We start from the raw sequence: 24,185 nt of genomic DNA on the forward strand, positions 1-24,185 counted from the left end.
TATAAGGAGGCACTTTAAATGGCTGTTTACTATTACCCCAGCTGTAAATTCACTGCATTTTCACCGGAAACCAGCAACCGGATCTGCGCCTATCTGGACAGGAGGTTCGGCATGACCATACAGGGCTGCTGCCGCCCGTCCCACTCCCTTATGACAGAGGACGACACTGCCGTATGTGTGTGCAATACCTGCGCCGCGATCTGCTCAGAGGATTCCAAAGCCCATGTAAAATCCCTGTGGGAAGTTTTACAGGATGACCGGGAATTTCCCTTTCCGGATCTTCACCGCGAGGCCATGACCCTGCAGGACTGCTGGCGCTGCTATGACCGCAGGGCTGAACAGGACGCTGTGCGCAGGATCCTGCACAGAATGAATGTTTCTGTGGTTGAACTGGAAGAAAATTATGAAAGGACACGGTTCTGCGGAACCAGCCTGCATCAGCCCCTGGTCCGGGCCAATGCTGATTTTGCTCCCAGACGCTTTGTGAAAGAAGCCCAGGGCATGTTCATCCCAAAAGCAGAGGAGGAACAAAAAGCCCTGATGCGGGAACACTGCAGCAACATACACACCGACAAAGTGGTATGTTACTGCGTCCCATGCACCAAGGGAATCCGGGCAGGCGGCAAGCAGGGGATCCATCTGCTGGACCTGTTGTTTGAAAATGTGTAACTTCAGTAGACAAGGGCACACACGCCCCTGATTCGCTGAGGATAACCGCATCATATAGAAATGAAAGCGAGGAAAACTATGAAACACACTTATTACAAATCCACTACTTCTTCATCCCCCTTAAGCGCTGCTGTAAAAGCAGGAGAAACCCTGTATCTTTCCGGTCAGCTGGGAATCTCTCCTGAGACCGGAAAAATAGTAAGCCATGATGCCGGTGAACAGACTGTTCAGGTGTTAAAGAATATGGAAGACGTGTTGACACAGGCCGGGTATTCCTTTGAAGATGTGGTTAAAACCATGATCTTTGTGGCTGACAGAGGAGATATGCCGGCTGTCAACAATGCCTACTCCTCTGTCTGGGGCGAGGACAAGCCAGCCAGATCCGCTGTCCAGGTGGTCTTCCCCAATCCGGCAGTGAAAGTGGAGATCGAGGCCATCGCAGTGAAGCAGACGGCTGACTAAATAAATGGAGGGCCTAAAATGAAACCCAAACGGATTGCCCTGGTGGGCTGCGGAGGCCTGGGACATGAGATCGCCGCCGGTATTAAAGCCGGACAGGCCGGAAACTACACGCTCTGCGGAATCTACACGGACCAGCCAAAGCTGACAGCCGCATGCTCAGAGACATTCGGCTGTGCCGCTTACCTTACCAGTAAAATGATGTTTCTTGACAAACCTGATCTCATGATCGAAGCAGCCGGAGCCGCTGCACTGAAAGAGCTTTTAGAACCAGCGGTCAAAAACCAGGTGGATGTGATTCCCCTCTCTGTGGGAGTGTTTTCCCATCGGGCGTATATGGATCATATCCGCCAAATGGCCGAAACACATGGGACCCATGTATACCTGCCCTCAGGAGCTGTGGGTGGATTTGATCTCATGGAAGCAGCTGCCCTGGACCGGGAATTATCCGTATCCATACACACGGAAAAACCTCCCCAGGCGCTGGCGGACGCTCCCTGTCTAGCGGGCCGCATCCTCCCTGACCACGAAACCCAGCTGGTCTTTTCCGGCAATGCAGTTGAGGCAATTGAGGTATTTCCACAAAATGTAAATGTTGCAGTAGCGGTAGGTCTTGCCACTGTGGGTGCCGACAATCTTTCCGTAACCGTTGCCGCCAACCCCGATCTTCACTCCAACAGGCATACCATTGACCTTAAGGGGGAATTTGGCCATGCAAGGATCCAGATATCCGCCGCCCCCTCTTCCAATGTCCACTCCAGTAAGCTGGCTGCCCATAGCGTCATAAGTCTTTTAAAGCGGCTGGACTCCTGGATTTGCTTTATGTGATCTGTTTTAAATGATCTGTTTTAATGGAAAGGTAAGTCCGAAATGAAACAATTTTCCTATACGATCAAAGCAGCCCATGGGATCCATGCCATCCCTGCCGCGCTTCTGGCTCAGGAAGCCAACAAATATGACAGTTTCATCTCCATCATAAAAAGCTCCATAGAAACAGATATGGCCAGACCCGTCAAGGTCATGGCCATGTCGATCAAACAGGGTGATACTGTCACTATCCATATAGAAGGGGAGGATGAGGATCTGGCCGCCATGGAACTGGAGGCTTTTTTCCGCCGATTTCTTTAATTCTTAACGTCTCTCCTTCTCCCTATCATATGCCTGAATATAAACAAAATTATCGTTTTTTCGCTCCATCCTGTACTCAGGGTCCAGAACAGCTTCAATGAACTCTCGTCCTCCTGATTCCACTGCCACAACGTTCATCCCCAGTTCCCGCTCCACATCCTCCACAGTCAGGTCGTCTAAGAAAACCTGTTCCCCCATCCGAAGCATGTTGGAGGGGATCTGCAGCACATCTCCCAGATACTCTCCCCTGTCCTTGCGCTCTTTCAGCTGCTTGATCAGGTCCTGCCCTGTGATCAGACCGGACACCGTTATGGTTTCCCCAAAGAAATCATTGCGGATAGAGAAAACATGGATGGTAAGCATTGGAAATGCCTCCATGAGCTGAGCTGCAAACTCACAAATGGTGGGGTATGTCAGCTTTCCGGTTGCAATGGTCAGGGTACGGCTTACCGCCCCTTTAAGGGCGCTGTATTCCGAACTAACTGTAACATCACTTAGGGCTTCCCGGAACTCATTGATGAACAAACGCATCATGCCAACGCCATTCTCCAGCTGGATATAGCCGTCATACCGGTCTTCCTCCGGAAACTCCCTTTCTGCTGTTATATACCACTCGTCACTGGCATGGATAAAGTGAAGCCCATACTGCCGGTAATACCCCTCCTGGAAGCTTTCTATCAGATCAATGATCTCCCCTGCCTCCTCCTTGGTGTACAGCCCAATGGGAAATAATCCCTCCCTATATTTTGTGATACCTGCCGGAACCACGGAAACGCTTCTTAAAAACGGAAGATATTCAGCCAGGTCACGGATGGAGCGCTCCAGCTCCGATCCGTCATTTACACCTTTGCAGCACACAATCTGCCCGTTCATCTCCACATGGCCATCGTACAGCATTTTCAGATATTTCAATTTTTCCCCTGCAAAGCGGTTATGGAGCATCTTGCATCTAAGCTCCGGATTTGTCGTCTGGACAGAAATATTAATGGGTGCCAACTGCATCCGTATAATCCGCTCTATGTCCTTCTCCTTCATATTGGTCAGGGTGATATAGTTGCCCTGCAGAAAAGATAGACGGGAATCATCATCCTTAAAATACAATGTATCCCGCATTCCGGGCGGCATCTGGTCAATGAAACAGAAAATGCATTGATTGCTGCAAGAACGGTAATCACTCATCAGGCTATTCTCAAACTCCACGCCCAGGTCATCATCATACTCCTTGTCGATCTCCAGCAGCCACTCCTCTCCGTCCGGTTTTCGGATGACCACCTCAACATACTCATCTTTGATCATGTACCTGTAGTCAAATACGTCCTCTATTTCCTCATTATTGATCAAAAGTAGTGTATCTCCCGGTTCGATCTCCATCTCCTCTGCGATCGAATCAGGATACACTTCTTTTATTATATGTCCGCTCTTCTTTTTCATCCAATTGTACTCCCTGTTCCAGCTGACGCCATTCCTTTATGTTCGTATCCGAATATAACAAAGATGATGCCGGCTGTCAAGGGGCATGGGCTGGGTTCCCGGGTTAGAGAATTGAATTTGGATTTAATTGGATATAGAATATAAAAAACTGCACACCCGTGACGGAGCACATGCTATTATATCCTCACCGCTCCCTTTTGCATTTGGCAACACCACATCCCCCATCTCAACACTATGATCAATTCTCACCTTTTTCAGAACATCCATGATTTCCATGTGTTGTTTCAGAGGAATGGCGTTCCGGCTTCTGACCGGGACAAGGACCCATCCTCCCGTCTCCGCTCCAAGAACAGTGGAGGTAAGTACACGCACGGGGCACACCGTCTCCTGCTTCGCAAAATCCAGTCCTCTTGCACACCGGTTCCCTTTGACCATTATCTCCTTCTCCTGTGTGCTGACTTCCATCAGGCACTGATTCGGGCATACCGTACAATACAATTGATCCATAACTTCACCTCCCCGATGCTGCATAGTCAGCTGCGAAATCTCCCACACGTTTGGCATCCATAACAACGCGGTCCACCGTATCATAAACATGCAGTACATTCCCACATGCAAAAATTCCGGGGATTGTTGTCTCAAATTGTTCATTTACCACCGGTCCTCCGGTTTTATCATCCAGTTGGGCTCCTGCGCCAAAGGTCAATTCATTTTCCGGGATCAGGCCCACGGCCAGTACCAGACTGTCACAGGGAACCCTGGTCTCTGTTCCCGGTATGATCTGTAGATGTTCATCCACCTTCCCAACCATAACAGCCTCCACTCTCTTTTTTCCAATCACTCTTGTAACCGTAGTGGAACGATACAAGGGAATCCCGAAATCCTCCAGACAATTTTTCACATTCCGCCGCAACCCTCCCGGCTCGGGCATGATTTCATATACGCCCAGGACGTCCATGCCCTCCAGTGTCAGCCTTCGTGCCATGATCAGCCCAATATCACCCGACCCTAATATGACAAACCTTTTTCCGGGAATACAATTTGCAATATTTACATAGTACTGAACCTGGCCGGCAGTGTAGATTCCGGCTGTCCTGGCCCCTGGAAGCAGGATGGCGTCCCTTGTCTTCTCCCTGCATCCCATAGCAAGGATTATGGATTTTGCATCCACGTGTAATAGACCTGCCTCATTTACGGCAGCCAAGGTCCTGTCCCTGTTTAAATGTGTAACAAAGGTGTTTTTTATCACTCTTATCCCGGATGTCTGAAGTTCCTCCCTCTGGCATTGGGCAAACTCCGGACCGGTCATATCCTTCCCATAATACTCCAATCCGAATCCATTATGGATACACTGGTTCAGGATACCTCCCAATTCAAAATTGCGCTCCATCACCACCACCTCGGCCCCCTTTTTTCTGGCGGCAAGCGCTGATGCAAGTCCCGCCGGTCCTCCGCCGATCACGGCAATGTCACACTTAATTCCATTTTTCAAATCTTTAAACATTTCAATCACCACCCTTTAATACAAAAATCAGAGGGTTGCTCCCATCCTCCTCCATCATTACCTGCCATGGTTCCACCCCCAGTTCCCGGGCCAGAAGTTCTATCACCTTCTGCTGACAAAATCCGCCCTGGCATCGTCCCATCCCCGCACGTGTCCGGCGCTTTATCCCTCCAATATTTACCGCTCCTACCGGTCTGCGGAATGCTTCCAGTATTTCACCCTCAGTTACCATCTCGCACCGGCATACCATACGTCCAAAAGCCGGATTTGATCGTATCTTTTCTTCCTGTTCTTCCTGCGTCAGATCTGCAAATCTCCGTGACATCTTTGTGGGAAGACAATAATTCTCATTCCGGATCAGTTCCAGGCCCTGTTCTTTTAGGAGATTCGTCACATAGACTGCAATTGCCGGCGCCGATGCTACACCTGGGGACTGTATTCCCACAACCTGAATAAAATGTTTGATTTTTTCTGAGGGACGTATGTAAAAATCGTGCGGACTTTGTTCCATCACAGCCCTCTCTCCCGAAAACATCCGGATCACCTTGCAGCTACCAATATCAGGTACCGACCGTTCAGCGCCTTTAAGCAGTTCATGGATCCCCTTTCTGGTGTTTTCTCCAAACTCTTTCTCCATCAGTACTGAGGTGGATCCCAGACTGGGATTCCCGGAAATTTTAGTTCCAATTGTAATCCCCTTTGATTCTGGCGTAGGAATAGGGAAAAGAGACATATTCATATGGATCCCATACTTTTTATCAAATATGATCAGCTCCCCATGACGGCTGAGGAGGCGGAACGCTTCCGCCCCTGCCATGGCGGAAATCTCATCCCCCTTAATACCGGCTGCGTTTACAACAAACCTGGCGCCGTATTCTCCTTTTTCTGTGTGCAGTATATACATATCACTGGTTGTAATCCCTTTTACCCCGCAGCTTCGGAATAACTCCGCTCCATTTTTCATAGCATGCTCCATAAAGGCAATTGAAGTCAGATATGGCTCTGTCACCGCAGCATCTGGAGCATACAATGCGTACTTGATATTCCTGTCAGCATGGGGTTCCAGCTGGAATATCCGTTGTCCTGAAATGATCTCCAAATTGGGAACGCCATTTTTTTGCCCCTTTTCATATAATTTCTCGATGTAGGATAAGTCTCTTTCATCAAATCCCACTACCATGGCTCCTGTTTTTTGATAAGGAAAACCCAGTTCTTCTGCCAGGGCTGGATACATGGCACTCCCCTGTACATTCAGCTTCGCCTTCAGAGTGCCTGGCTCAGGATCATAACCGCAGTGTATAAATCCGCCATTTCCTCTTGTAGCGCCAGCACCTATGTCTGCCTTTTCTTCAAATACCGCGATCCGAAGTTTATATTTTGACAGTTCCCTGGCAATGGCACAGCCCACAATTCCTCCTCCTATGATCCCTACATCATATTCCTTCATATTTTTCCTCCCAAGCAATATGCCATTCCAAATAAACTGATCCGGTTAAAATCTCTCCATCCCACAGAATATAAGTCAATGGAAAGGCTGTTATCATCATCTGCGTATATGATCAGGTGATACGTCCCCAGTTTTTCCCTCAGCAAGATCACGCATTCCATCACATGTCTATTCCTCCATACATAACGCGCCCAGCCGCGGTCCTGGGTAACCGTGATATCCTGTTCCTTCCACCCGTCACGCCATGCCTCTACGCACCACTTATCTTCCTTAATCCCCAATGAAAAGATAAAGCTTAATCCTTTTTCAGTCTTATTTATGGTTAGGTCATGGATCTGGGCATTGTTTTTTGCCACCACATACGTTTTCCCTGCTATGGCATTTTCCATTTCATCATTATGGTCCAGTCCATCCGGCATAGGGATATGAAGTCTGCTTTCCGTTTTTCTCAGCTCCTTTAATGCCGGTTCGTTTTCCGGCAAAGAACCGTCAGATACGGCATGAAACAACAGTGGCCAGGCCAGATGGACAACCTCGGTCAAATTTCCATACCCATCTTCAAGATTCGCCTGAAACGCCCAGATACTGTCGTACTCCGGACAAATAATAAACATCTGTCCTCCATGTCCTTTGGAACCGTAAGCACCATTCCGGTAGCGCCAGAACTGGTATCCATATCCCGGATTCCCATCCACATAGCTGGTAAAATGAGTCACCTCCACATGGCTCTCGATTGCCTCTTTCAGCCACTCCCTGGAAATAAGCTGCCTTCCTTCCCAGCTGCCCTTCTGGTGAATCAACAGGGCGATCTTTGCAATATCCTGGATCTTACAGTGAAATCCCCTGCTTCCAGTATTGATTCCCATCTGTTCCTCCCAATAAGCCCCCTTGATTCCCATGGGAACAAACAATTTCTCATTGAGATAATCCATCATCTTCTTCCCGGTCACTTTTTGGACGATCGCCGACAGCGTATGAGTTCCGGCATTATCATATCCATATAAAGTACCTGGCTTTACCCTGGGAGGTGTATTCAGATATGTTTTCAACCAGTTGGGATAGCTTCTGTCAATGGAAGATGCATCACCGGTTTCTCCGCCCTGCATGGTAAGAAGATGGCGTACCGTACGCATCTGATTAAATGGATGCAGAGGGCCGGTGATATACTCTGGAAAAAGATCCACAATATGGGTTTCAAGATTCAGAAGTCCGTCATCCACACACAATCCCACAGCCAGGCTTGTGACCGTCTTGCTGGTGGAATACATGATGTGGTTCATCTGTTCCGTGTAAGGATGCCATGATCCCATGGATGCTATTTTTCCATGGCGCAAAAATATAAAATGGTGCAACGGCAGTTTATTGATTGACAGCTGCCTATAAAATTCCAGGAAATTTTCGCTTGGAATGCCAAGACTTTCCGGTGATGCCATCTCAAGTTCACCCATTACATTTCCTCCTGATTCTCTTTATATTGCATGAATTCAATTTCATTTCCTTCCGGGTCATATATCATAAATGTGCCTGCTTTATCCGGATCCGGTCTGTAAACATACGGATTGATACATTTTGCAGTACCTGTCTTTATAGAAATCCCTCTTGCTTCTAATTCATGGGCTGCCTGCAGTATATCCTCCACCACAAAACACATGTGCCGATAACTGTCACGGCGGTTGACGTCACATTTCCTATCTCCTGTAAATTCCACATATGCACCAACTTCCAGCACTTCTCTGTAAAAATACGAGAGTGATTTTATATCCGCACATTGGAGTATGCCTTTTGAAAGTTCTGCATGCTCCGTTGTTATGCCGTTGCTTCGTATCCATATATCGTTTCCTTCCGGATCCTTTGTATGGATATCCCCCAGCATCAGGCCCGCCTCTTCATACCAATATCCTCTTTGCTTAAGACGTTCAGTCATATTCCCAATTTCCCCCACAAGCATGGTCATTCCACAAAAGGCACGGTCAGTCTTATTATTATCAGATGCATATCCCTTTGGGAACAGTTCAATATACTGCCCTTCCCCAATCTTTACATAGGTAAGTCTTAGAATACCTTCCTTGTCTTTTAAATCACAGGCCCTTGAAAAGCCCAGGCCGTTTTCATAAAAATCCAGCGTATCCTCATAGTGGTTACAATAAAAACATACATGGCCAAAGTAGCGGTATTTAAAATCCATAAGTCTCCTTTCCCTGGACAAAAAAGAGGAGAAACCAACCGCTCTCCCCTTTTTTCTTTATTTATTCAGTTGTTTGTAAACCATATCATAAAGCTGTTCCAACGGCACATCCATATAATCCTTTAAAATTTGTCCGCTATGTATGGATTCCATTAGCTTTTTTAGGATATCTATGTGGCCTTCAGACTCTGATGTGGCCAAATTATATACAAAGTTAACCGGTACTGTTTCCTCCGGCACATCCAATCTCTGAAATAATACAGGATGTTTCAAACGCAAAAGGCATATCCCATTTTCATAAACATGCTCATTTCCTGCATGCGGAATTGCAACTCCCGGAGCTGTGGGCAGCCCCGTGGGAAAGGCCTGCTCCCGCTTCAGACATGCCTCCTTAAAGGATGGTTTGACAACCCCCTCCTCAATCAGGCGCTCCGTACATATTTGGATCGCATCCTCCCAGGAATCTGCGCTTCCATCCATTACAAATATATTTTCCATCTGTTTCTTTCAACTCCCAATTACTTTTTACCATTTTCCCATCAGCTTACCCACAATTCCCAGTAAGACCGCAAAGAAATTTGCAGAACCGCCGGCTGTCACCATACTGCCGCCAATATCAATTCCAGCCCACACCATCATGTCGGTCACCAGAGGAGCCATAAATGTCTGTGCGTACAGCAGGAAAATGACAAGCACTGTGGATCCTATGACAAGTCTGAAAATATTGCCCTTGGTAGCCATTGCCCCCACACAGGTATAAACAATCAGGTTGGCCAACAATGTAATGGGGAAGAATTTATTCCCAGGAAGAATCAGTCCCAGGAAAACCGTTATGGGGATCATCAGGATTCCGGCTGAAATGGCGGCATTATCCCCCTGGCCCAATGCATAATCCATACCAAGATAGATCTCCTCCCCTTCCCCTAGAAACTTATTGGCCCACTCCCTTGCACCGTTGCTGAACTGGGTCAATCCGGTCATCATAACAGATACCATGCGGCCTGTGAGTATCATAACCGCTGAAATCCCCACTGCAATTGACAGAATGGTTGGAATATCCTGCTTTGTCATAATGCCCATAAGAGCGCCTACCAGCAATCCGATCACAGCCGGATCTCCAAGAATCCCATACTTTTGTGCAATCTTTTCAATGTTGATATCGATTTTCCGTATTCCAGGTATCTTATCAATGATCCAGTTAACTCCCCAATAGATTGGAAGCATGGTGGTGGAATGAAAGACAATAGCACCCGTAGTACCCTCAAAGCCAAAATATTCCTGCCATGGCTTGGCAACGATGTCTCCCATTTTCTCTGTAATGACACTGAGAAGCAGGGCAATAACAATGCCCAATATATAACTGTCGAATATCACGTACGCAATTGCCGAGATAGTCAGTATATGCCAGTAATCCCAGATGTCTACATTCAATGTCTTTGTGAATTTCACCTTGAGCAGTATGATATTCAGTATAAATCCAAGAGGCACTACCAGTGCGGCAAAGGGGGTGGCCCATGCAGCTGCCGCGAGGGTCTGCCATCCGACATCCACAATTGTAAACCCTTCCCCTGCCCCCTGATAATAGGCAACCACAGGTGCAAGTGTTGTTGTCATGAAACTCACCACAAGTTTAAGTCCCTGAAATCCGATTCCCACCATCAATCCGGCTTTTAATGCCTGCCCGGCCTTCATGCGGAAAATAAGGCCCAGGCCAAAAATCATGAACGGTAATAAAACCACTGCGTTAATGTTCAATATGTAACGAACCGCATTATATAAAACTGTCATCCCCATCCTCCAATATAATTAAAAACTTTACCTTATTCCCCTGCCAGTTCCCTCAGCTTTTCAACCAATATCGCTGCCTTTTTCTCTTTTCCAATACCTGTAACAAATTCCACCAGACTTAGGACAGGTTTATTGATCTCCTGCCTGTATGCGTTGGCGGGGCAGACAAGATCCACCATATCAGCATTTAGCGGTATTTCATTTGTACTGCAATGAATGATATCCACAGGTATCCCTGCTTTTGCACATATATCCTTAACTTCTTCACAGACAATCGTGGACGTATTGATCCCTGTTCCGCACGCGACTAAAATTTTAACTTTCTTCATGGTAACCCTCCTATAATGGTCTATGGATGTATAACTACTTTTAATTGCTTTTTACTTTTTATCTCTTCCAGAGCCTTGTCGATCTCCTTTAGTCCGGCCTCCTTTGTGACAAGCCATTTTAAAGTCAGCTTTCTTCTGCTGGCCAGATCAAGTACGGCTGTCAGATGCCTTTTCTCGTAACCCTCTGTACCACAGATCTGTATTTCCTTATGCTGCACAGCGGCAAGATCCACCAGTGCCTCCTGGTATTCAAATCTTGAAAACAGGATAATCCTCCCCTTATGGGCCATAACAGGCAGCACCTGTTCCATGACCCGTGCATCAGGCGAAGTGATTACTGCTATATCTATCCCCTTGCCCCTTGTTTCTTTTGTGACGATTTCAGAAAGATCTTCCTTTTCACTGTCCACAAGACAGTCTGCCCTGAAAGGTCTTGCCATTTCCAACCGGCCCGCAAAGCAGTCTGTCTGTATGATAAGATCTGCCCCGCGCAGCTTTGCAATCTGTGTATGCATACATCCTGCCGGTCCGCTGCCTATGATCAGAAGTCTTTTCCCCGGACCGATCCCATATTGTTCCTGGCACTTATAAACAGCACTGGCTACATCCGCTACAGCAGCTTCATGGCAGGACACATTATCCGGAATCTTTACGATCCATCCATGTTTTAAAAAATCCTTTGAAAGAGATACATATTCTGCCATACCCCCAGGCAATCCCTTTAATTCCCCGGGCATATCCATACAGAAACGCTGGTCTCCCATCTCACATGCATGACAACTCCCGCAGGCCCACATCCTGCTTACAGCCAGGCGGTCTCCGGCTTTATAACAGCTGCAGCCTTCTGATACAGCTGTTACCGTGCCTGCAAAATGTGTTCCCGGTATCATACCTTCTCCGTCAGTTTCCGCCCCAGAAAACACCTTTATATCCAGATCACTTACCCCACATGATTCCACCTTCAGCAGAACACCTCCCGGCAAAAGTTCCGGCATTTCCACATCTTCCAGGACAACCCCCTCGCTGCCCCAATATCTAAGAGCCTTCACTCCCCCTCACCCTCCTTTTATAAATCCTCTGCAATGATCTTCAGGATTCCTTCATACATTCTTTGGCAATCCTGTGCCGCAATCTCCCCACACTTAACATTGTCCTCTGCCAGAGAGATCAATGAGCGGAGTATCTTCAGATTCCACTGGCCTGATTCCCTGAAACACGTATAAAACAGCATATGAACAGGGCCAAAAAATTCATGCCCAAAATCCACTCCTTCCTGTATAAACAGCAGTCCCAGACAGGGTTTGATCAATCCCTTATCCGGCAATGCGTGGGCAATACAAAACCCCTCCCTCAGGATAAAGTATGGTCCATTAATCTTACAGTTTTCAATGGTGGCGTCCACATATTCCCGGCTTAACCTGTGATCCTGTATTAAAGGCTCTGCTGCCAGTTTTAAAGCTTGTTCCCAATTGTCACATCTGGTAACTTTCTGAACATATTCCGGCTTAAACACACTCCTGAGACCATCCAGTCCATCCTGCCTTGGATTACCAAACGCCTGATTCAGTGACCTGATGGCTGTCTCAAGTTTTTCCCTATCAGATGGTTCCTGGCGTTCCCATACTGTCTTTTGAAGTTTTTCCAATTCCTGTTCCAGCTTGTTTACTGAATCATTGGGTGGTTTCTGCCTGTTAAGGATCGCATAGGACACTTCATAAATATTGATTATGTCCTCCCGGCTCAACATGGGGTCCACTACCACCACGGGTTTATCCGTTCTGGCTATGTTAATGGCCGATATCACAAAATCGGCCTCCTTCATCCTTTCATCATAATAAAGGCTGCCTGCCGAACAGATGCCCACTATATGAAAATTAAATACCCGTCTGACCCTGGAGGCCAGAAGCTGGCCAACCGCTACACCACCCGGACAGGCAATCAGAATATTCAGCTTTTTTTCCGACAGGCCAATCCGTTCTATGGCAGCTGCCAGATACATTACAATATAGGTAATCTCCTCAAGATCATCATACCGTATATCGTCTGTAAGCAGATCCAGGGTTTCTGACACCGCCTGGTAAATTTGGAAGTAATCCTCTCTCATTTGCAGAATCAGCTGGTCATCCAGTTTTTCATTCATTTTCCTTTCATTCACAAAATACTGGATCAGCAGTTCCAACAGAACCTCATCCGAGTACAGGTTTACCCCCAACTGTTTGGATATACTGCCAAGGAAATCAATCACTCGTGTCTTGATCTTCTGGTATTCATATGGGTTCTCTTCACAGGGTGCACATACCTGAAAAAGCCTGGCGTCATTGTGAAGTACCGCAAGTTCCTCCTGCCTTATTTCAATACTGCATTCTTTTGCAATGCTTCTGTATAGATTTTTAAGGTTCCAGTCATCCAGTTCTGTTTCCGTCTCCACCTCCGCTTCCGTTATATAAAAATCCTTAAGGCATCGGTTCATTGCAACGAAAAAATACAGTGTGATGATCTTTAAGTCATCCTCAGATAAATTAAGCTTTGATTGCCTTTCATAATAGTTCACCTTTGTCCAGAACCAATCCAAGGGATATGAAAAATCCAACTGGCCTAATACAATATTTTGAAACACATTATAATTTCCGTCAAACTGCTCGAATATCCTTGTCATCAGGCTGATCAGCACGTGCCTTACGGACCGTTCCGTATATATCAGGCATATCCCTCTGCCCGGACTGGATTTTATCTGTATCCCTTGGGTCAGAAACTGGTCCCTCAGCCTGGATATGTCATTAATGGCAGTGACCTGGCTGATATCCATCTTTGCGGCAATTTCACCCATGGTGACATAGTTCCCGGCATTTAAAAGAAAGATGAATTGGATCATCTCCCGCTCACGGGGCAACATGGTATACACCTTAAGAGCCTGATCCCCCAGGGACTCCAACATAAACATCCTGTCCGCCTTAGGGGGAAGCAGGATTTTCCCCTCAGCCATAATCCGCAGCGGGGACTGTCCCAGGGAGATGAGGTATTCATTGATCTGTTTCAGATCGTTGCGTAAAGTCCTGTCGCCAATCTGATACATCTCCATCAGCTGTCCTGTGAAAACTTTTCCATCCGCGCTGCGCATGATATCCATTAGAATCTCTACAGCCCTGTGTTTCATTCCCTTCCCCCATTTTCAGAATGACTATCTAAATCAGTCGCCCTTTTGTCCGTACCTCACCTTATACCGCTCCAGCACACCTGCTGCCGCTTCCGCTGAAAGTGTTTCCGGTTCGCCCAGATTCATGCACTTTGCGATCCAGTATACCTTCGCCGTATCCTCCACCATCTCGGCTACAAACAATGCCCGCTTTAATGTGGGACCAACAGCAATGACCCCATGGTTCTTTAAGAGTACTGCATTTTTTTCCTTCATTGTATCCAAAGCTACAATTCCCAATTTTTCCTGTCCGCCTGTTGTATATGGTGCAATTGGCACATTTCCCCCGACTGCCTCGCCTAACTGGATCATAACCGGTGGAATCTCCTGGTTGACCAGGGTCATGGCTGTTGCATAGGGAGAATGGGTATGTACAATTGCATTGATATCATCCCGCTCCCTCAAAATATAAGCATGCACAGGCAGTTCCGTGGATGGATTGCGTTCCCCTTCTTCTATATTGCCAAACAGGTCTGTCACAACGACATCCTCGGCCCTTATTTCATCATAATTCATACCGCTTGGAGTAATAGCCATTAAACCAAGATTTCTGTCAACAATGGATATATTTCCCTGGGTTGACTGTACCAACCCGCTTTTAGCGATCCGCAGTCCGGTTTTTACAGCCTCTTCCCGCAATTCTTTTAGTAACATCGTACACTTCCTTTCACAAATCCTGTATATGCATATACGTTTTTGATAGATACATCATAACCTCCATCACTATAATAATCAATAACAAGACTCTTCCGTATAGTGGTAAGGTTTTTTAGTAACCATGCTTTTTAGGTAACTTTACTGTAACAGAAAAATGCTGTTGTTTACATAGAATATCACGTAAACAACAGCATCCATTACATTATTTACAATTATTACTTTTCTCCTTTTGGCGTTCCGGCTCTCTTTGCCATGGCTCCATTAACCTGTTTGATCACAGTCCAGATTACCATAAATACACCCGCTTCATTTACCAGACGGACAATGGCTCTCATAATCCGTACGTAACCTGCCCAGACTTTGAGGGTTCTTGAAATCTCAGAATCAGATTTGCAAAATAATCAGGTTCAACGATCGCTGCTTTGCCACCCCTGCCCACAAGGGCTCCCATGGCCAAGGAAAGTGCACCTTGTGTTCCTGGGGTTAAAATAAGATTCCTGTCCGCATCAATGTCCGTACCGGTAAAAGCAGAGAGTTTTTCTGCCACATCCTCTCTTATATCACCTTTTCCCCGGTATTCCGTATAAGCCTGGCATCATCCGCTACTAAACCCTTCCTCCCCAATTTTCTGAATTCCTCTGATAATAAATCCGATATCATCCCTCCGGCATATTCTATTGATTCACCACATTCACCATCTACAAAAGCCCTAAGATTCGATACGGCAATATCCATCAGACTCTGCCTGCTCTCCTTTGGTGCCCACGCAATATGGGGTGTGATAATACAGTTCTTTGCCTGTAGCAACGGATTTTCACCCCTGATGGGTTCAGTGGAAACCACATCCAAACCGGCGGCAGCTACCTTCCCGCGATCCAGGGCCTCTCTTAAGTCCTCCTCCACGATCAGAGGTCCCCTGGAATCATTGAGGATGATAACCCCATCCTTCATCTTTGCTATGGAGTTCCTGTTAACGACCCCCTCTATGTCAGGGAACAGAGGACAATGAAGGGCGATCACATCCGACAAGGCATATAATTCGTCCAGTTCTGTATATCTACAGGTGTCTGATACAAGGCTGTCGATCTTGTATGCATCGTATACCAGCACCTTCATGCCCATGGTCTTTCCCGAGAGTTCGATCAGGGGATGATCCCAGAAACACCAGTCCGGATTACACTGCCAATCAGAGAGGGCGGTCCTGCCATAGACAGTCAGATCCCCCAGTTCCCTCATCCCAGCTCAGCTTAAATCACCCGGATTTTCCGTATAACCGTCTAATATAACAATTTTCACGTGTTCTGCCTATCTTCCTTATAGCTATACATTAAACTCCCTTATGTGGGCAATATCATTCCCCATGGAGCAATGGGCCTGTGGCTCACACACGATATCGATCACATATGGCTTCTCAGAAGCCTTTGCCCGTTCAAAGGCTCCTGCTATCTCTTCCGGCCTGAACACACGTTCTGCTTCGCAGTTAAATCCCTTTGCGACCATCACATAGTCAATCTCTCCCTGGTTCTCCGGCATGGCCACGCCGTATTCATAATCATAGGCAAACTTCTGGTTCTGCCTGATCAGTCCAAGGTAGGCATTGTTGACAATACATACGATCAAGGGCACCTGGTTGGTGGCTGCGGTGGCAAGCTCCTGGGCATGGAAGGTGAATCCAAAGTCTCCCATCACGCATACGCATTTGGCCTTCTTTTCATCTCCCACCATGGCTCCGATGGCTCCCGGGATATCCCAGCCCAGGCACCCGGCTCCCCCTGAGGGGAAGTATCTTCTGGCCCTGTGGATCTCCTGCATCTGTCCCGACCAGATTTGAGTAATGCCGCAGCCGGTGGTGAACATGGTGTCCTCCCCAAATGCCCGGTTCAGCTCACCGAACACACGGTGGGGATTGATGGGGACACAGTCATGGTCTGTCTTCCTCTTTAACCGCTCCCTCTCAGCCGGTATCCCGGCCACCCGGGAAGCCCCTTTCTGCTGACCCAGCCTTCCGGCAGCCGCCAGCAGCTGGCCCACCGCATCCTTTGCGTCTGCCACGATCCCCAGGTCGGGCTGGAATATCTTTCCGATCTCCTTTGGCTCCACATTGATATGGATAAACCGGCGGTCCCCTCTGTACACATCGAGAGCTCCTGTATGCCTGTCTGTAAAACGGTTTCCTATGGCCAAAACCACGTCCGATTCCAGAAATGTCTTATTTCCCATGGGGTTCCCGCACTGGATCCCCGGCATCCCTGCGTATAACGGATGATCAGTGGAAACAGCTCCCTTGGCCATGTATGTGATCACAACCGGGATATCCATGATCCGGGCAAACTCCATCAGTTCTTTTTCAGCTCCGGCCAGCACAACGCCTCCGCCCATAAGAATCACCGGGTTTTCGGCTGACTGTAACAGATCCATTGCGGCTGCAATGGCTGCCGGGGAGGCCTTTGGGTTCTCAACCTTTACTGGCACATATGTATCCGGATCAAAATCCACCTCTGCCTTCTGCATATCTAAAGGGATATCAAGGACCACCGGTCCGGGCTTACCGCTCTTGGCCAGGCGGAAGGCCTGGATGACCTCATCCACTGCTGTCTTGGGGTTCGTGATGCAGACCGCATGCTTTGCAACCGGCCTTACAATGTCCGCCATGTCAACACACTGGAACGAGTCCTTTCCCAGCTGTGCCCTTACAGCCTGACCTGTGATGGCAATGAGGGGGATACTGTCAATGTTAGCCGTGTACACGCCTGTGACAAAGTTAGTGGCTCCCGGCCCTGATGTGCAGACTGCCAGCGCCATGCGGCCGCTGGCGCGGAAATATCCGTCTGCGGCATGGACACAGCACTCCTCATGGCGCATGGTGATGTGATGGATCTTCTCCTTTACATCCTTAAGGGCATCGTAGAACGCATTGCATCCCGCTCCGGGAATGCCGAACGCATCTGTGATCCCTTCCTTTAAACAGATCTCAATTATGGCCTGTGATAAATTCATGTTTTCCTCCTTTTATTCCGGTCTTTTTGCCGTACTGAGTATTTCCTCAACGGCCCTCTTGTTTTCGTTTGCTAATTCCATCAAAGGCTTGCGCACAAAACCGCCGCAGTACCCCTGTACCGTGCAGGCGTGTTTTAGGCCGGCTATGCCATAGGTTGCTGTGACCGCCGTATTGATGGGGAACACTCTCTGGAATGTCTTAAGCGCCCCTTCCATATCCCCCTTCCCGTATTTTTTATACACCTCCACACATTCTTCGGGATTACAGTTTGCCAATGCCAGGATTCCTCCCGCTGCCCCAAGTGCCAGGGCCGGATACAATGCGGAAGCTGTTCCCACAAAGATGGAGAAGTCCTCACCTGCCGTCACCCGTTTAAAGGTGGCAAATTGGGGCATATCCCCTGAACTGTCTTTCATTCCTATGATATTGGGATGTTTTGCAAGCTGGGAGATCAGGTCGGCTCCCACGTTTACATGGGTAAATTTAGGTACATTATATACCAGGATCGGTATGCTTACATGGTCGGCAACCGTGGTGTAATATTCAAGCAAAGCAGGCGTCTTCATGGCAGCGTCATAAAAACAGGGAGTCAATATCAGAGCACAGTCAGCCCCCAGATCAGCCGCACGGTTTGTCAGGTCAATGGTGTCTTTTGCAGTCTCCATCCCGGTGCCGCACATCACCACCTTATCCCCGGCATACTTTACGGTCAATTCGATCAGCTTCAGTTTCTCATCTTCCCTTAAAAATGGTGTTTCGCTGTTAGACCCCAAGACAAGGAGGCCATCCATGTCCGTCTTCTCCCATTTTTTTACATTGTAGGTAAATGCCTCGTAGTCAACTTCCCCATTTTCCTTAAAGGGGGTGATCATTGGCGGGAAAATTCCTTTTAATCTCATATTATTTATCCTCTCTCTTTCAGATTTAACATTCCGGCGTCACAGCGGTGGCAGGCCACAAAGTGGTTGGGGGTAACCTCGACCAGCGGCGGCTCCTCCTGCCCGCAAATATCCTGTGCATAGGGGCATCGGTTGGCAAAGCGGCAGATGGGCCTGGGATTGATGGGCGATGAAAGCTCCCCTCTCAGCAGGATCCGCTTGGGGCGGTCATGGATCCTGGGAACGGGGATCGCGCTTAGCAAAGCCTCTGTGTAGGGATGGAGCGGATTTTTAAACAGCTCCTCTGAGGGCGCCTTTTCCACCAGCCGACCCAGGTACATGACAGCGATATCATCTGAGAAATAATTGACAACCGACAGATCATGGGTGATAAAAATATACGTGATCTCCATTTCACGCTGTATTTTTTTCATCAGATTCAAGATCTGGGCCTGTATTGACACATCAAGAGCCGATACAGGTTCATCGCAGACAATAAACTTAGGGTTCATGGCCAATGCACGTGCGATCCCGATCCTCTGCCTGCGGCCTCCATCTAACTCATGTGGATATGTATTCACCAGGCGCTCTGCCAGTCCCACACGCTCCATGAGTTCCAGGACCCGCATAAAGCGTTTATTCTTGTCAGTGATCATCTTTGATAAGATAAGGGGTTCCTCAATGGTTTCCGCAACGGTTTTTCTTGGATTTAATGATGAAAACGGATCCTGGAAGATGAGCTGCATTTCCCTTCTCATCTTTCTCATCTCGGCATTGTTCAGCTTGGCAATATCAACACCGTTAAAAATGATCTGGCCGCTGGTAGGTTCGATCAGTCTGAGGATCGCCCGCCCTGTGGTGGACTTCCCGCACCCGGACTCCCCCACCAGCCCCAATGTTTTTCCATCCTCGATCTTAAAACTCACGTCATCTACCGCATGGAGGGTGCCTGCTGCAACATTAAAATATTTCTTTAAATTTTTAACCTCTAATACTGTTTTTCCCAATAGCTTTCCCTCCTAAAGCATATTTTCATCTGTGTTATCATACAGATGGCAGCTTACATAATGGGTGCTGCTGATCCATTTATGCATTGGCTCTGTTTTCCTGCATTCATCCGTGGCATACTCACATCTTGGATGGAATGAACAGCCGGACGGCAGGTTCGTTGGATCCGGTATCAGGCCCTTTATGGGCTTTAACTCTTCATCCCGCTTATCTATATCCGGCAGGGAATCAAACAAGCCCTTTGTATATGGGTGATACAGATGATCAAAAATATCCTCCAATGTGCCATGTTCTATGATTTTACCCGCATACATAATACACACCGTGTCACATACCTCTGCCACAACCCCCAGATCATGGGTGATGATCAGCATGGATGTGTTATATTTTTGTTTTAATTCATTGATCAGTTTTAAAACCTGGGCTTGTATGGTAACGTCCAAAGCCGTGGTGGCTTCATCTGCGATCAGCAGGTCCGGACTGCAGGCCAGGGCCATTGCGATCACTACCCTCTGCTTCATCCCTCCGGAAAACTGGTGCGGGAATTCCGATGCGCGGCTTGCCGGTATCCCCACCATTTCCAACATATCCTGGGCACGCTTAAATGCCTCCTTGTGGTCCACCTTCTGGTGGATGCGGATCCCCTCCGCGATCTGATCACCCACGGTTTTGATCGGGTTTAAGGATGTCATTGGGTCCTGGAAAATAATGGCCACCTGGTTTCCCCGTATGGCATGGAGTTCATGGGGAGACATTTTCAGAACGTCCTTTCCTTCCAGCAGGACTTCCCCGGAAATAACCTTTCCCTGCGGCTCCGGAACCAGGTTTAATATTGAAAGCGCAGTGGTTGTCTTACCGGCTCCTGTTTCTCCTACCAGCCCCACTGTCTTTCCCCTGGGAATCGTTATATCAATCCCATTCACCGCGTATACGGTTTCATCATCGGATATATATCGTATAATTAGATTTTTAATTTCAAGCGTATTGTCTGACTGACGTTTCTCTTCCATCATTTGCTCTCCTAATGTTTAAGCCTTGGGTCTAAGGTATCCCTCAATCCATCTCCCAAAAGGTTCAAAGACAGAATGGTAAAAAAGATAGCCAGGCCCGGAGCCATTACGATATAAGCCTCATCCCGCATAAATGCCCGGCCTGACGCCAGCATATTGCCCCACTCGGGAGCGGGAGCCTGAATGCCCAGTCCAAGAAAGCTCAGACCCGAGATCGTCAATATGGCGCTGGCCACATACAGGGTGACCTGTACGATAATGGGTCCCATGCAGTTGACAAGGGCGTGGTGAAGGATGATATGTCCGTCCTTTGCCCCAATTGACCGGGCCGCCTCAATATACTCGCTCCCACGCACCCCCAGCACGACCGAACGCACGATCCTGGAGAATTTGGGTGTAAATGACAAACCGATGGATATGACAAGATTCACCTTGCTGACCCCGAAGGTGGCAATGATCGCCAAGGCCAAAAGAACATCCGGAAGGCACAGGAACACATCCATGATCCTCATGATAACACTGTCAATGATCCCTCCGTAAAAACCGGAGATCGCCCCCAATGTTCCTCCGATCAAAAGCGCAACGGCAACTGATGAGATACCGACCACAAGGGAGATCCTTGCGCCAAATACCAGCCGGGCGAATATATCCCGCCCCATCTCATCCGTCCCCAGTAAATGCCCGTTTCCCGGCGACTGGAGTCTGTTAGCCACATCCAAACGGATCACATCATTCTCATAACTGGCCAGCAGAGGAGCCCCTATTGCCAGAAGGACGATGGCGCAGAATATAAACAGACCCAGGAGCGCTGTTTTATTCTTCATAAACCGGAGCCACAATTCATACGCATTGCTTTTTTTCTTAAATTGGCGGTAAAACTCCTTCTTATTTGTATATTTCTTAGCCGGATTTTCCATTAGCGTTTGCCTCCTTTACTGTACTGTGCCTTGATCCTGGGATCGATATAGGCATAGATCAGATCCACGATCAGATTTGAAACAGCAACGCAGACAGCCATGATCACCAGGCATCCCAGTACACATGGTGCATCACGTTTGTTGATGGATTCCACCAGAAGACGTCCGGTTCCCGGAATGGAGAACACGGTCTCACAATATACAAGTCCGCCTAATAATGCTCCCACGTTTAACCCAATAACGGTTATAGTGGGCATCAGGGCGTTCCCCAGCGCATGGTCATATATCACATCCCGCTCACTGACTCCCTTAGCCCTGGCCGTCCGTATGTAATCCTGCCGGATCGACTCCATCATGGAGGACCTTGTGGTCCTCATGGTGTTTGCCATATAGTTGGCACCAACCGTCACCGCAGGCAGGATGATGCTCTTAAAGCCATTATCCATACCGCTGGATGGCAGCCACCCAAGATGAACGGAAAAGAGCAGGACCAGTAAAAGCCCCAGCCAGAAAACCGGCATAGATACCCCCATCAGGCCCACCACCATGCTGATCTTTGAGGAAAGGGAGTTTGGTTTGGTGGCTGAGCGTATTCCAATGGGCATTCCAACCACCACACAAAAGACCATAGCAGCGATCACGATCTTAAAAGTATTTGGAAAACGGGCAAGCAGCTGTTCGGAAACAGGCGCCCTGGTAATATAGGAAATACCAAAATCGCCTTTTGCAAGGTTCAGCACATAATTAACATACCTGACAATAAAAGGCTTATCCAGGCCAAGTTCCTGCTTTAGCTGGATACTGGCCTGCTCCGTGTAATCATTTCCCAATATGATCTCTGTGGGATCTCCGGGAGTCATATATAAAATAGTAAATACAAAAAATGTTAAAGCCAATATAATGGGTATCAATGTGATCAGTCTTTTTAAAACATATTTTATCATGTAATTCCCCCATATCTAAAATATGCCTCCCGACTCACCGGGAGGCATAATTACCATTAATAGTGCAGCTTATAGTAATTCGATGCCCTCTCCGCATTCAGTTCGACACCTTTCAGCCGGTTATTGCTCAGAGCCAGGGTTTTGCTGACAAACAGATCCGCCTCCGGAGCTTCTACTGCCATAAACTCCTGGATCTTCTGGTATACAGGGATCCGTTCCGCCTCCTCAAAATGGCTTCTGCCTTCCACTATCATTGCATCCAGTTCCGGATTCGTATACCATACCCGGTTCACGCCCCCGTATCCTGCCTCTGTAAAACGGCGCCCCAGGAACAGATCCGGATCCCCATAACAGCCCCAGCTTGTAATAAACATAGGTGCTTTATGCTCTGCTATATAGGATGGAAATACCGCATTTTCGATACGGGTGATCTCCGCACTGATCCCGATATCAGCCAGATTGGCCTGCACTACAGTGGCCATCCGTTCTGCCTCGTCACGGAATACAATGAGCTGGGTACTGAAACCCGGACATCCCGCTTCTTCCATAAGGGCTTTCGCCTTAGCCGGATCATAGGAGTACATATCCAAGGGATTCTCTACCGCTCCCATTACAGTAGGCGCAAAGGTAGCACAGTTATATACCACTTTCCCCAGACCTTCGTATCCCACCTGCAGGCAGGAATCTCTGTCCACCGCATAGTTGACCGCCTGCCGCACAAGATTATTGTCAAACCACTGGGCGGTATTATCCATACCCAGGTGCCATACCATCTGGGAATCCTTTTCCCAAAGCTTTAGGTCCTGATTGTCAACCACCCGGGCATAATCCGCTGCCGCAAACTCAGCATTAAAGTCTGCCGCTCCTGTTTCGATCGCAATGGTCCTGGCGGTTCCTTCCGGAATGACTTTAATGGTCAGGGATTGATTTAACGCCATGTCATCCGGGTCAAAATATTCGTCAAAGCGGCTGAATTTTATGGTGTCCCCTATGACCCTGCTCTCAAACCTGTATCTGCCGCTGCCGATGGGCTTAGACCAGTCGTTTGAAGCCATGGCCTGTTCGCAATATGCTTTGGGCACGATCGAGGTCGCCACATTTGTCAATGCGGTTGGAAGTGATGGATAAGGGCTGCTGGTGGTAATGGAAATGGTCACATCATCCAGCTTTTCTATGGATTCTACCGGAGCAAATAAGGCGGTCATGATGGATGATTCCTTTGCTCTTTGAAGGCAATACACCACATCATCCGTGGTCAGTATGGAGCCGTCATGGCATTTTACATTTTCCCAAATTTTGAAATGCCACTCCGTATCACTGACACGCTCATACTCCTTACATAATTCATTATCTGCTCCAAGGTTTTCACTGTAGCGGAACAAACGGCTGTATAGGTTGGCAAGGGTGTATACGTTTGACATATCCGATGACTGGACCGGATCAAAACTCACCATATCCAGTGCCTGGACCACTGTAATATCAGCATTAAAATTGTCTTCTCCCTGTGCCAGGGTCTCTCCGGTATTACTTGCAGCTTTGGATGTATCCACCTGTTTTCCCGAAGAGCATCCAGTTACCACTGCTACACAAAAAGCAGTCAGCAAAATTGAATTTATTATATGTTTCATCTCATGTACTGC

Annotated in this window: 24 protein-coding genes and 1 pseudogene; 4 read left to right on the forward strand and 21 right to left on the reverse strand. The window is 47.9% G+C overall.

All coding sequences use genetic code 11. The features are described 5' to 3' along the window. The first annotated feature begins 18 nt into the window (after positions 1–18). From HMPREF9469_RS03390 to HMPREF9469_RS03405, 4 genes are all read left to right on the forward strand, one after another. Entirely contained in the window at positions 19–669 is a 651-nt protein-coding gene (locus HMPREF9469_RS03390; protein ID WP_007859161.1) for a hypothetical protein, read from the forward strand. Between the two features lie 78 nt (positions 670–747). Next, the gene (locus HMPREF9469_RS03395; protein WP_007859162.1) at positions 748–1,131 is read left to right on the forward strand and encodes a RidA family protein; all 384 of its coding nucleotides are present in this window, start codon (positions 748–750) and stop codon (positions 1,129–1,131) included. Positions 1,132–1,149: 18 nt separating this feature from the next. Continuing rightward, positions 1,150–1,956 carry an aspartate dehydrogenase domain-containing protein gene (locus HMPREF9469_RS03400; RefSeq protein ID WP_007859163.1) on the forward strand — a complete coding sequence of 269 codons (807 nt, stop codon included), beginning with the start codon at positions 1,150–1,152 and terminating at the stop codon, positions 1,954–1,956. A 42-nt stretch (positions 1,957–1,998) separates the two neighbouring features. Then, the gene (locus tag HMPREF9469_RS03405; protein WP_007859164.1) at positions 1,999–2,256 is read left to right on the forward strand and encodes an HPr family phosphocarrier protein; all 258 of its coding nucleotides are present in this window, start codon (positions 1,999–2,001) and stop codon (positions 2,254–2,256) included. Positions 2,257–2,259: 3 nt separating this feature from the next. Here the strand turns inward: HMPREF9469_RS03405 and HMPREF9469_RS03410 are convergent, their stop codons facing one another. From HMPREF9469_RS03410 to HMPREF9469_RS03510, 21 genes and pseudogenes are all read right to left on the reverse strand, one after another. Beyond that, positions 2,260–3,687: a DUF512 domain-containing protein gene (locus HMPREF9469_RS03410; protein WP_007859166.1), complete on the reverse strand. Its 1,428-nt coding sequence runs from the start codon at positions 3,685–3,687 to the stop codon at positions 2,260–2,262. Positions 3,688–3,810: 123 nt separating this feature from the next. Continuing rightward, complete coding sequence (locus HMPREF9469_RS03415) at positions 3,811–4,194, reverse strand: DUF1667 domain-containing protein (protein ID WP_007859174.1); 384 nt, start codon at positions 4,192–4,194, stop codon at positions 3,811–3,813. Positions 4,195–4,198: 4 nt separating this feature from the next. Further along, a complete protein-coding gene (locus HMPREF9469_RS03420; protein ID WP_007859176.1) occupies positions 4,199–5,191 on the reverse strand; it encodes an NAD(P)/FAD-dependent oxidoreductase in 993 nt (330 codons plus the stop codon). Between the two features lies 1 nt (position 5,192). Then, entirely contained in the window at positions 5,193–6,638 is a 1,446-nt protein-coding gene (locus HMPREF9469_RS03425) for an NAD(P)/FAD-dependent oxidoreductase (protein WP_007859178.1), read from the reverse strand. After that, positions 6,635–8,086 carry a serine hydrolase domain-containing protein gene (locus tag HMPREF9469_RS03430; RefSeq protein ID WP_007859179.1) on the reverse strand — a complete coding sequence of 484 codons (1,452 nt, stop codon included), beginning with the start codon at positions 8,084–8,086 and terminating at the stop codon, positions 6,635–6,637. Before HMPREF9469_RS03430 ends, HMPREF9469_RS03425 begins: the two co-directional genes overlap by 4 nt. Next, positions 8,086–8,823, reverse strand: coding sequence for a VOC family protein (locus HMPREF9469_RS03435; RefSeq protein WP_007859181.1), 738 nt, complete (start codon positions 8,821–8,823; stop codon positions 8,086–8,088). The genes HMPREF9469_RS03430 and HMPREF9469_RS03435 overlap by 1 nt, the downstream gene beginning before the upstream one ends. A 57-nt stretch (positions 8,824–8,880) precedes the next feature. Further along, positions 8,881–9,321, reverse strand: a complete 441-nt coding sequence (locus HMPREF9469_RS03440) for a PTS sugar transporter subunit IIA (protein WP_007859183.1) — start codon at positions 9,319–9,321, stop codon at positions 8,881–8,883. A 27-nt stretch (positions 9,322–9,348) separates the two neighbouring features. Beyond that, positions 9,349–10,611: a PTS transporter subunit IIC gene (locus HMPREF9469_RS03445; RefSeq protein ID WP_007859184.1), complete on the reverse strand. Its 1,263-nt coding sequence runs from the start codon at positions 10,609–10,611 to the stop codon at positions 9,349–9,351. A 32-nt stretch (positions 10,612–10,643) separates the two neighbouring features. Next, positions 10,644–10,940 (reverse strand): PTS sugar transporter subunit IIB, encoded by a 297-nt coding sequence (locus HMPREF9469_RS03450; RefSeq protein ID WP_007859185.1) that lies wholly within the window; start codon positions 10,938–10,940, stop codon positions 10,644–10,646. 20 nt (positions 10,941–10,960) lie between these two features. After that, positions 10,961–11,989 carry an alcohol dehydrogenase catalytic domain-containing protein gene (locus tag HMPREF9469_RS03455; protein ID WP_007859186.1) on the reverse strand — a complete coding sequence of 343 codons (1,029 nt, stop codon included), beginning with the start codon at positions 11,987–11,989 and terminating at the stop codon, positions 10,961–10,963. Positions 11,990–12,006: 17 nt separating this feature from the next. Then, positions 12,007–14,094: a PTS sugar transporter subunit IIA gene (locus tag HMPREF9469_RS03460; RefSeq protein ID WP_007859187.1), complete on the reverse strand. Its 2,088-nt coding sequence runs from the start codon at positions 14,092–14,094 to the stop codon at positions 12,007–12,009. Between the two features lie 33 nt (positions 14,095–14,127). Next, positions 14,128–14,787 (reverse strand): class II aldolase/adducin family protein, encoded by a 660-nt coding sequence (locus HMPREF9469_RS03465; protein ID WP_007859188.1) that lies wholly within the window; start codon positions 14,785–14,787, stop codon positions 14,128–14,130. A 334-nt stretch (positions 14,788–15,121) separates the two neighbouring features. Beyond that, entirely contained in the window at positions 15,122–15,337 is a 216-nt protein-coding gene (locus HMPREF9469_RS32315; RefSeq protein WP_040414934.1) for a hypothetical protein, read from the reverse strand. Positions 15,338–15,483: 146 nt separating this feature from the next. Continuing rightward, positions 15,484–15,975, reverse strand: a pseudogene (locus tag HMPREF9469_RS03475) (NAD(P)-dependent oxidoreductase); the annotation flags it as partial. Between the two features lie 135 nt (positions 15,976–16,110). Continuing rightward, positions 16,111–17,787: a thiamine pyrophosphate-binding protein gene (locus tag HMPREF9469_RS03480; protein ID WP_007859190.1), complete on the reverse strand. Its 1,677-nt coding sequence runs from the start codon at positions 17,785–17,787 to the stop codon at positions 16,111–16,113. A 12-nt stretch (positions 17,788–17,799) separates the two neighbouring features. Continuing rightward, the gene (locus HMPREF9469_RS03485) at positions 17,800–18,687 is read right to left on the reverse strand and encodes a dihydrodipicolinate synthase family protein (RefSeq protein ID WP_007859191.1); all 888 of its coding nucleotides are present in this window, start codon (positions 18,685–18,687) and stop codon (positions 17,800–17,802) included. Positions 18,688–18,692: 5 nt separating this feature from the next. Then, positions 18,693–19,673, reverse strand: a complete 981-nt coding sequence (locus tag HMPREF9469_RS03490) for an ABC transporter ATP-binding protein (protein WP_007859192.1) — start codon at positions 19,671–19,673, stop codon at positions 18,693–18,695. A 12-nt stretch (positions 19,674–19,685) separates the two neighbouring features. Continuing rightward, positions 19,686–20,687: an ABC transporter ATP-binding protein gene (locus HMPREF9469_RS03495; protein ID WP_007859193.1), complete on the reverse strand. Its 1,002-nt coding sequence runs from the start codon at positions 20,685–20,687 to the stop codon at positions 19,686–19,688. 8 nt (positions 20,688–20,695) lie between these two features. Further along, positions 20,696–21,601 (reverse strand): ABC transporter permease, encoded by a 906-nt coding sequence (locus tag HMPREF9469_RS03500; RefSeq protein ID WP_007859195.1) that lies wholly within the window; start codon positions 21,599–21,601, stop codon positions 20,696–20,698. Beyond that, entirely contained in the window at positions 21,601–22,545 is a 945-nt protein-coding gene (locus HMPREF9469_RS03505) for an ABC transporter permease (protein ID WP_007859197.1), read from the reverse strand. The genes HMPREF9469_RS03500 and HMPREF9469_RS03505 overlap by 1 nt, the downstream gene beginning before the upstream one ends. Positions 22,546–22,601: 56 nt before the next feature. Beyond that, positions 22,602–24,173, reverse strand: a complete 1,572-nt coding sequence (locus HMPREF9469_RS03510) for an ABC transporter substrate-binding protein (RefSeq protein ID WP_007859199.1) — start codon at positions 24,171–24,173, stop codon at positions 22,602–22,604. Positions 24,174–24,185 lie beyond the last annotated feature (12 nt).

The organism is [Clostridium] citroniae WAL-17108, from assembly GCF_000233455.1.
GTDB lineage: Bacteria > Bacillota > Clostridia > Lachnospirales > Lachnospiraceae > Enterocloster > Enterocloster citroniae.

What these genes read in the sequence shown, in the direction of transcription:
- HMPREF9469_RS03480 (WP_007859190.1), bottom strand. Translation starts at nt 17,787, where the DNA reads ATGAATTTATCACAGGCCATAATTGAGATCTGTTTAAAGGAAGGGATC.
- HMPREF9469_RS03510 (WP_007859199.1), bottom strand. Translation starts at nt 24,173, where the DNA reads ATGAAACATATAATAAATTCAATTTTGCTGACTGCTTTTTGTGTAGCA.
- HMPREF9469_RS03425 (WP_007859178.1), bottom strand. Translation starts at nt 6,638, where the DNA reads ATGAAGGAATATGATGTAGGGATCATAGGAGGAGGAATTGTGGGCTGT.
- HMPREF9469_RS03390 (WP_007859161.1), top strand. Translation starts at nt 19, where the DNA reads ATGGCTGTTTACTATTACCCCAGCTGTAAATTCACTGCATTTTCACCG.
- HMPREF9469_RS03435 (WP_007859181.1), bottom strand. Translation starts at nt 8,823, where the DNA reads ATGGATTTTAAATACCGCTACTTTGGCCATGTATGTTTTTATTGTAAC.
- HMPREF9469_RS03430 (WP_007859179.1), bottom strand. Translation starts at nt 8,086, where the DNA reads ATGGGTGAACTTGAGATGGCATCACCGGAAAGTCTTGGCATTCCAAGC.
- HMPREF9469_RS03440 (WP_007859183.1), bottom strand. Translation starts at nt 9,321, where the DNA reads ATGGAAAATATATTTGTAATGGATGGAAGCGCAGATTCCTGGGAGGAT.
- HMPREF9469_RS03420 (WP_007859176.1), bottom strand. Translation starts at nt 5,191, where the DNA reads ATGTTTAAAGATTTGAAAAATGGAATTAAGTGTGACATTGCCGTGATC.
- HMPREF9469_RS03445 (WP_007859184.1), bottom strand. Translation starts at nt 10,611, where the DNA reads ATGACAGTTTTATATAATGCGGTTCGTTACATATTGAACATTAACGCA.
- HMPREF9469_RS03505 (WP_007859197.1), bottom strand. Translation starts at nt 22,545, where the DNA reads ATGATAAAATATGTTTTAAAAAGACTGATCACATTGATACCCATTATA.
- HMPREF9469_RS03415 (WP_007859174.1), bottom strand. Translation starts at nt 4,194, where the DNA reads ATGGATCAATTGTATTGTACGGTATGCCCGAATCAGTGCCTGATGGAA.
- HMPREF9469_RS03460 (WP_007859187.1), bottom strand. Translation starts at nt 14,094, where the DNA reads ATGAAACACAGGGCTGTAGAGATTCTAATGGATATCATGCGCAGCGCG.
- HMPREF9469_RS03500 (WP_007859195.1), bottom strand. Translation starts at nt 21,601, where the DNA reads ATGGAAAATCCGGCTAAGAAATATACAAATAAGAAGGAGTTTTACCGC.
- HMPREF9469_RS03395 (WP_007859162.1), top strand. Translation starts at nt 748, where the DNA reads ATGAAACACACTTATTACAAATCCACTACTTCTTCATCCCCCTTAAGC.
- HMPREF9469_RS03465 (WP_007859188.1), bottom strand. Translation starts at nt 14,787, where the DNA reads ATGTTACTAAAAGAATTGCGGGAAGAGGCTGTAAAAACCGGACTGCGG.
- HMPREF9469_RS03450 (WP_007859185.1), bottom strand. Translation starts at nt 10,940, where the DNA reads ATGAAGAAAGTTAAAATTTTAGTCGCGTGCGGAACAGGGATCAATACG.
- HMPREF9469_RS03485 (WP_007859191.1), bottom strand. Translation starts at nt 18,687, where the DNA reads ATGAGATTAAAAGGAATTTTCCCGCCAATGATCACCCCCTTTAAGGAA.
- HMPREF9469_RS03405 (WP_007859164.1), top strand. Translation starts at nt 1,999, where the DNA reads ATGAAACAATTTTCCTATACGATCAAAGCAGCCCATGGGATCCATGCC.
- HMPREF9469_RS03410 (WP_007859166.1), bottom strand. Translation starts at nt 3,687, where the DNA reads ATGAAAAAGAAGAGCGGACATATAATAAAAGAAGTGTATCCTGATTCG.
- HMPREF9469_RS03495 (WP_007859193.1), bottom strand. Translation starts at nt 20,687, where the DNA reads ATGATGGAAGAGAAACGTCAGTCAGACAATACGCTTGAAATTAAAAAT.
- HMPREF9469_RS03400 (WP_007859163.1), top strand. Translation starts at nt 1,150, where the DNA reads ATGAAACCCAAACGGATTGCCCTGGTGGGCTGCGGAGGCCTGGGACAT.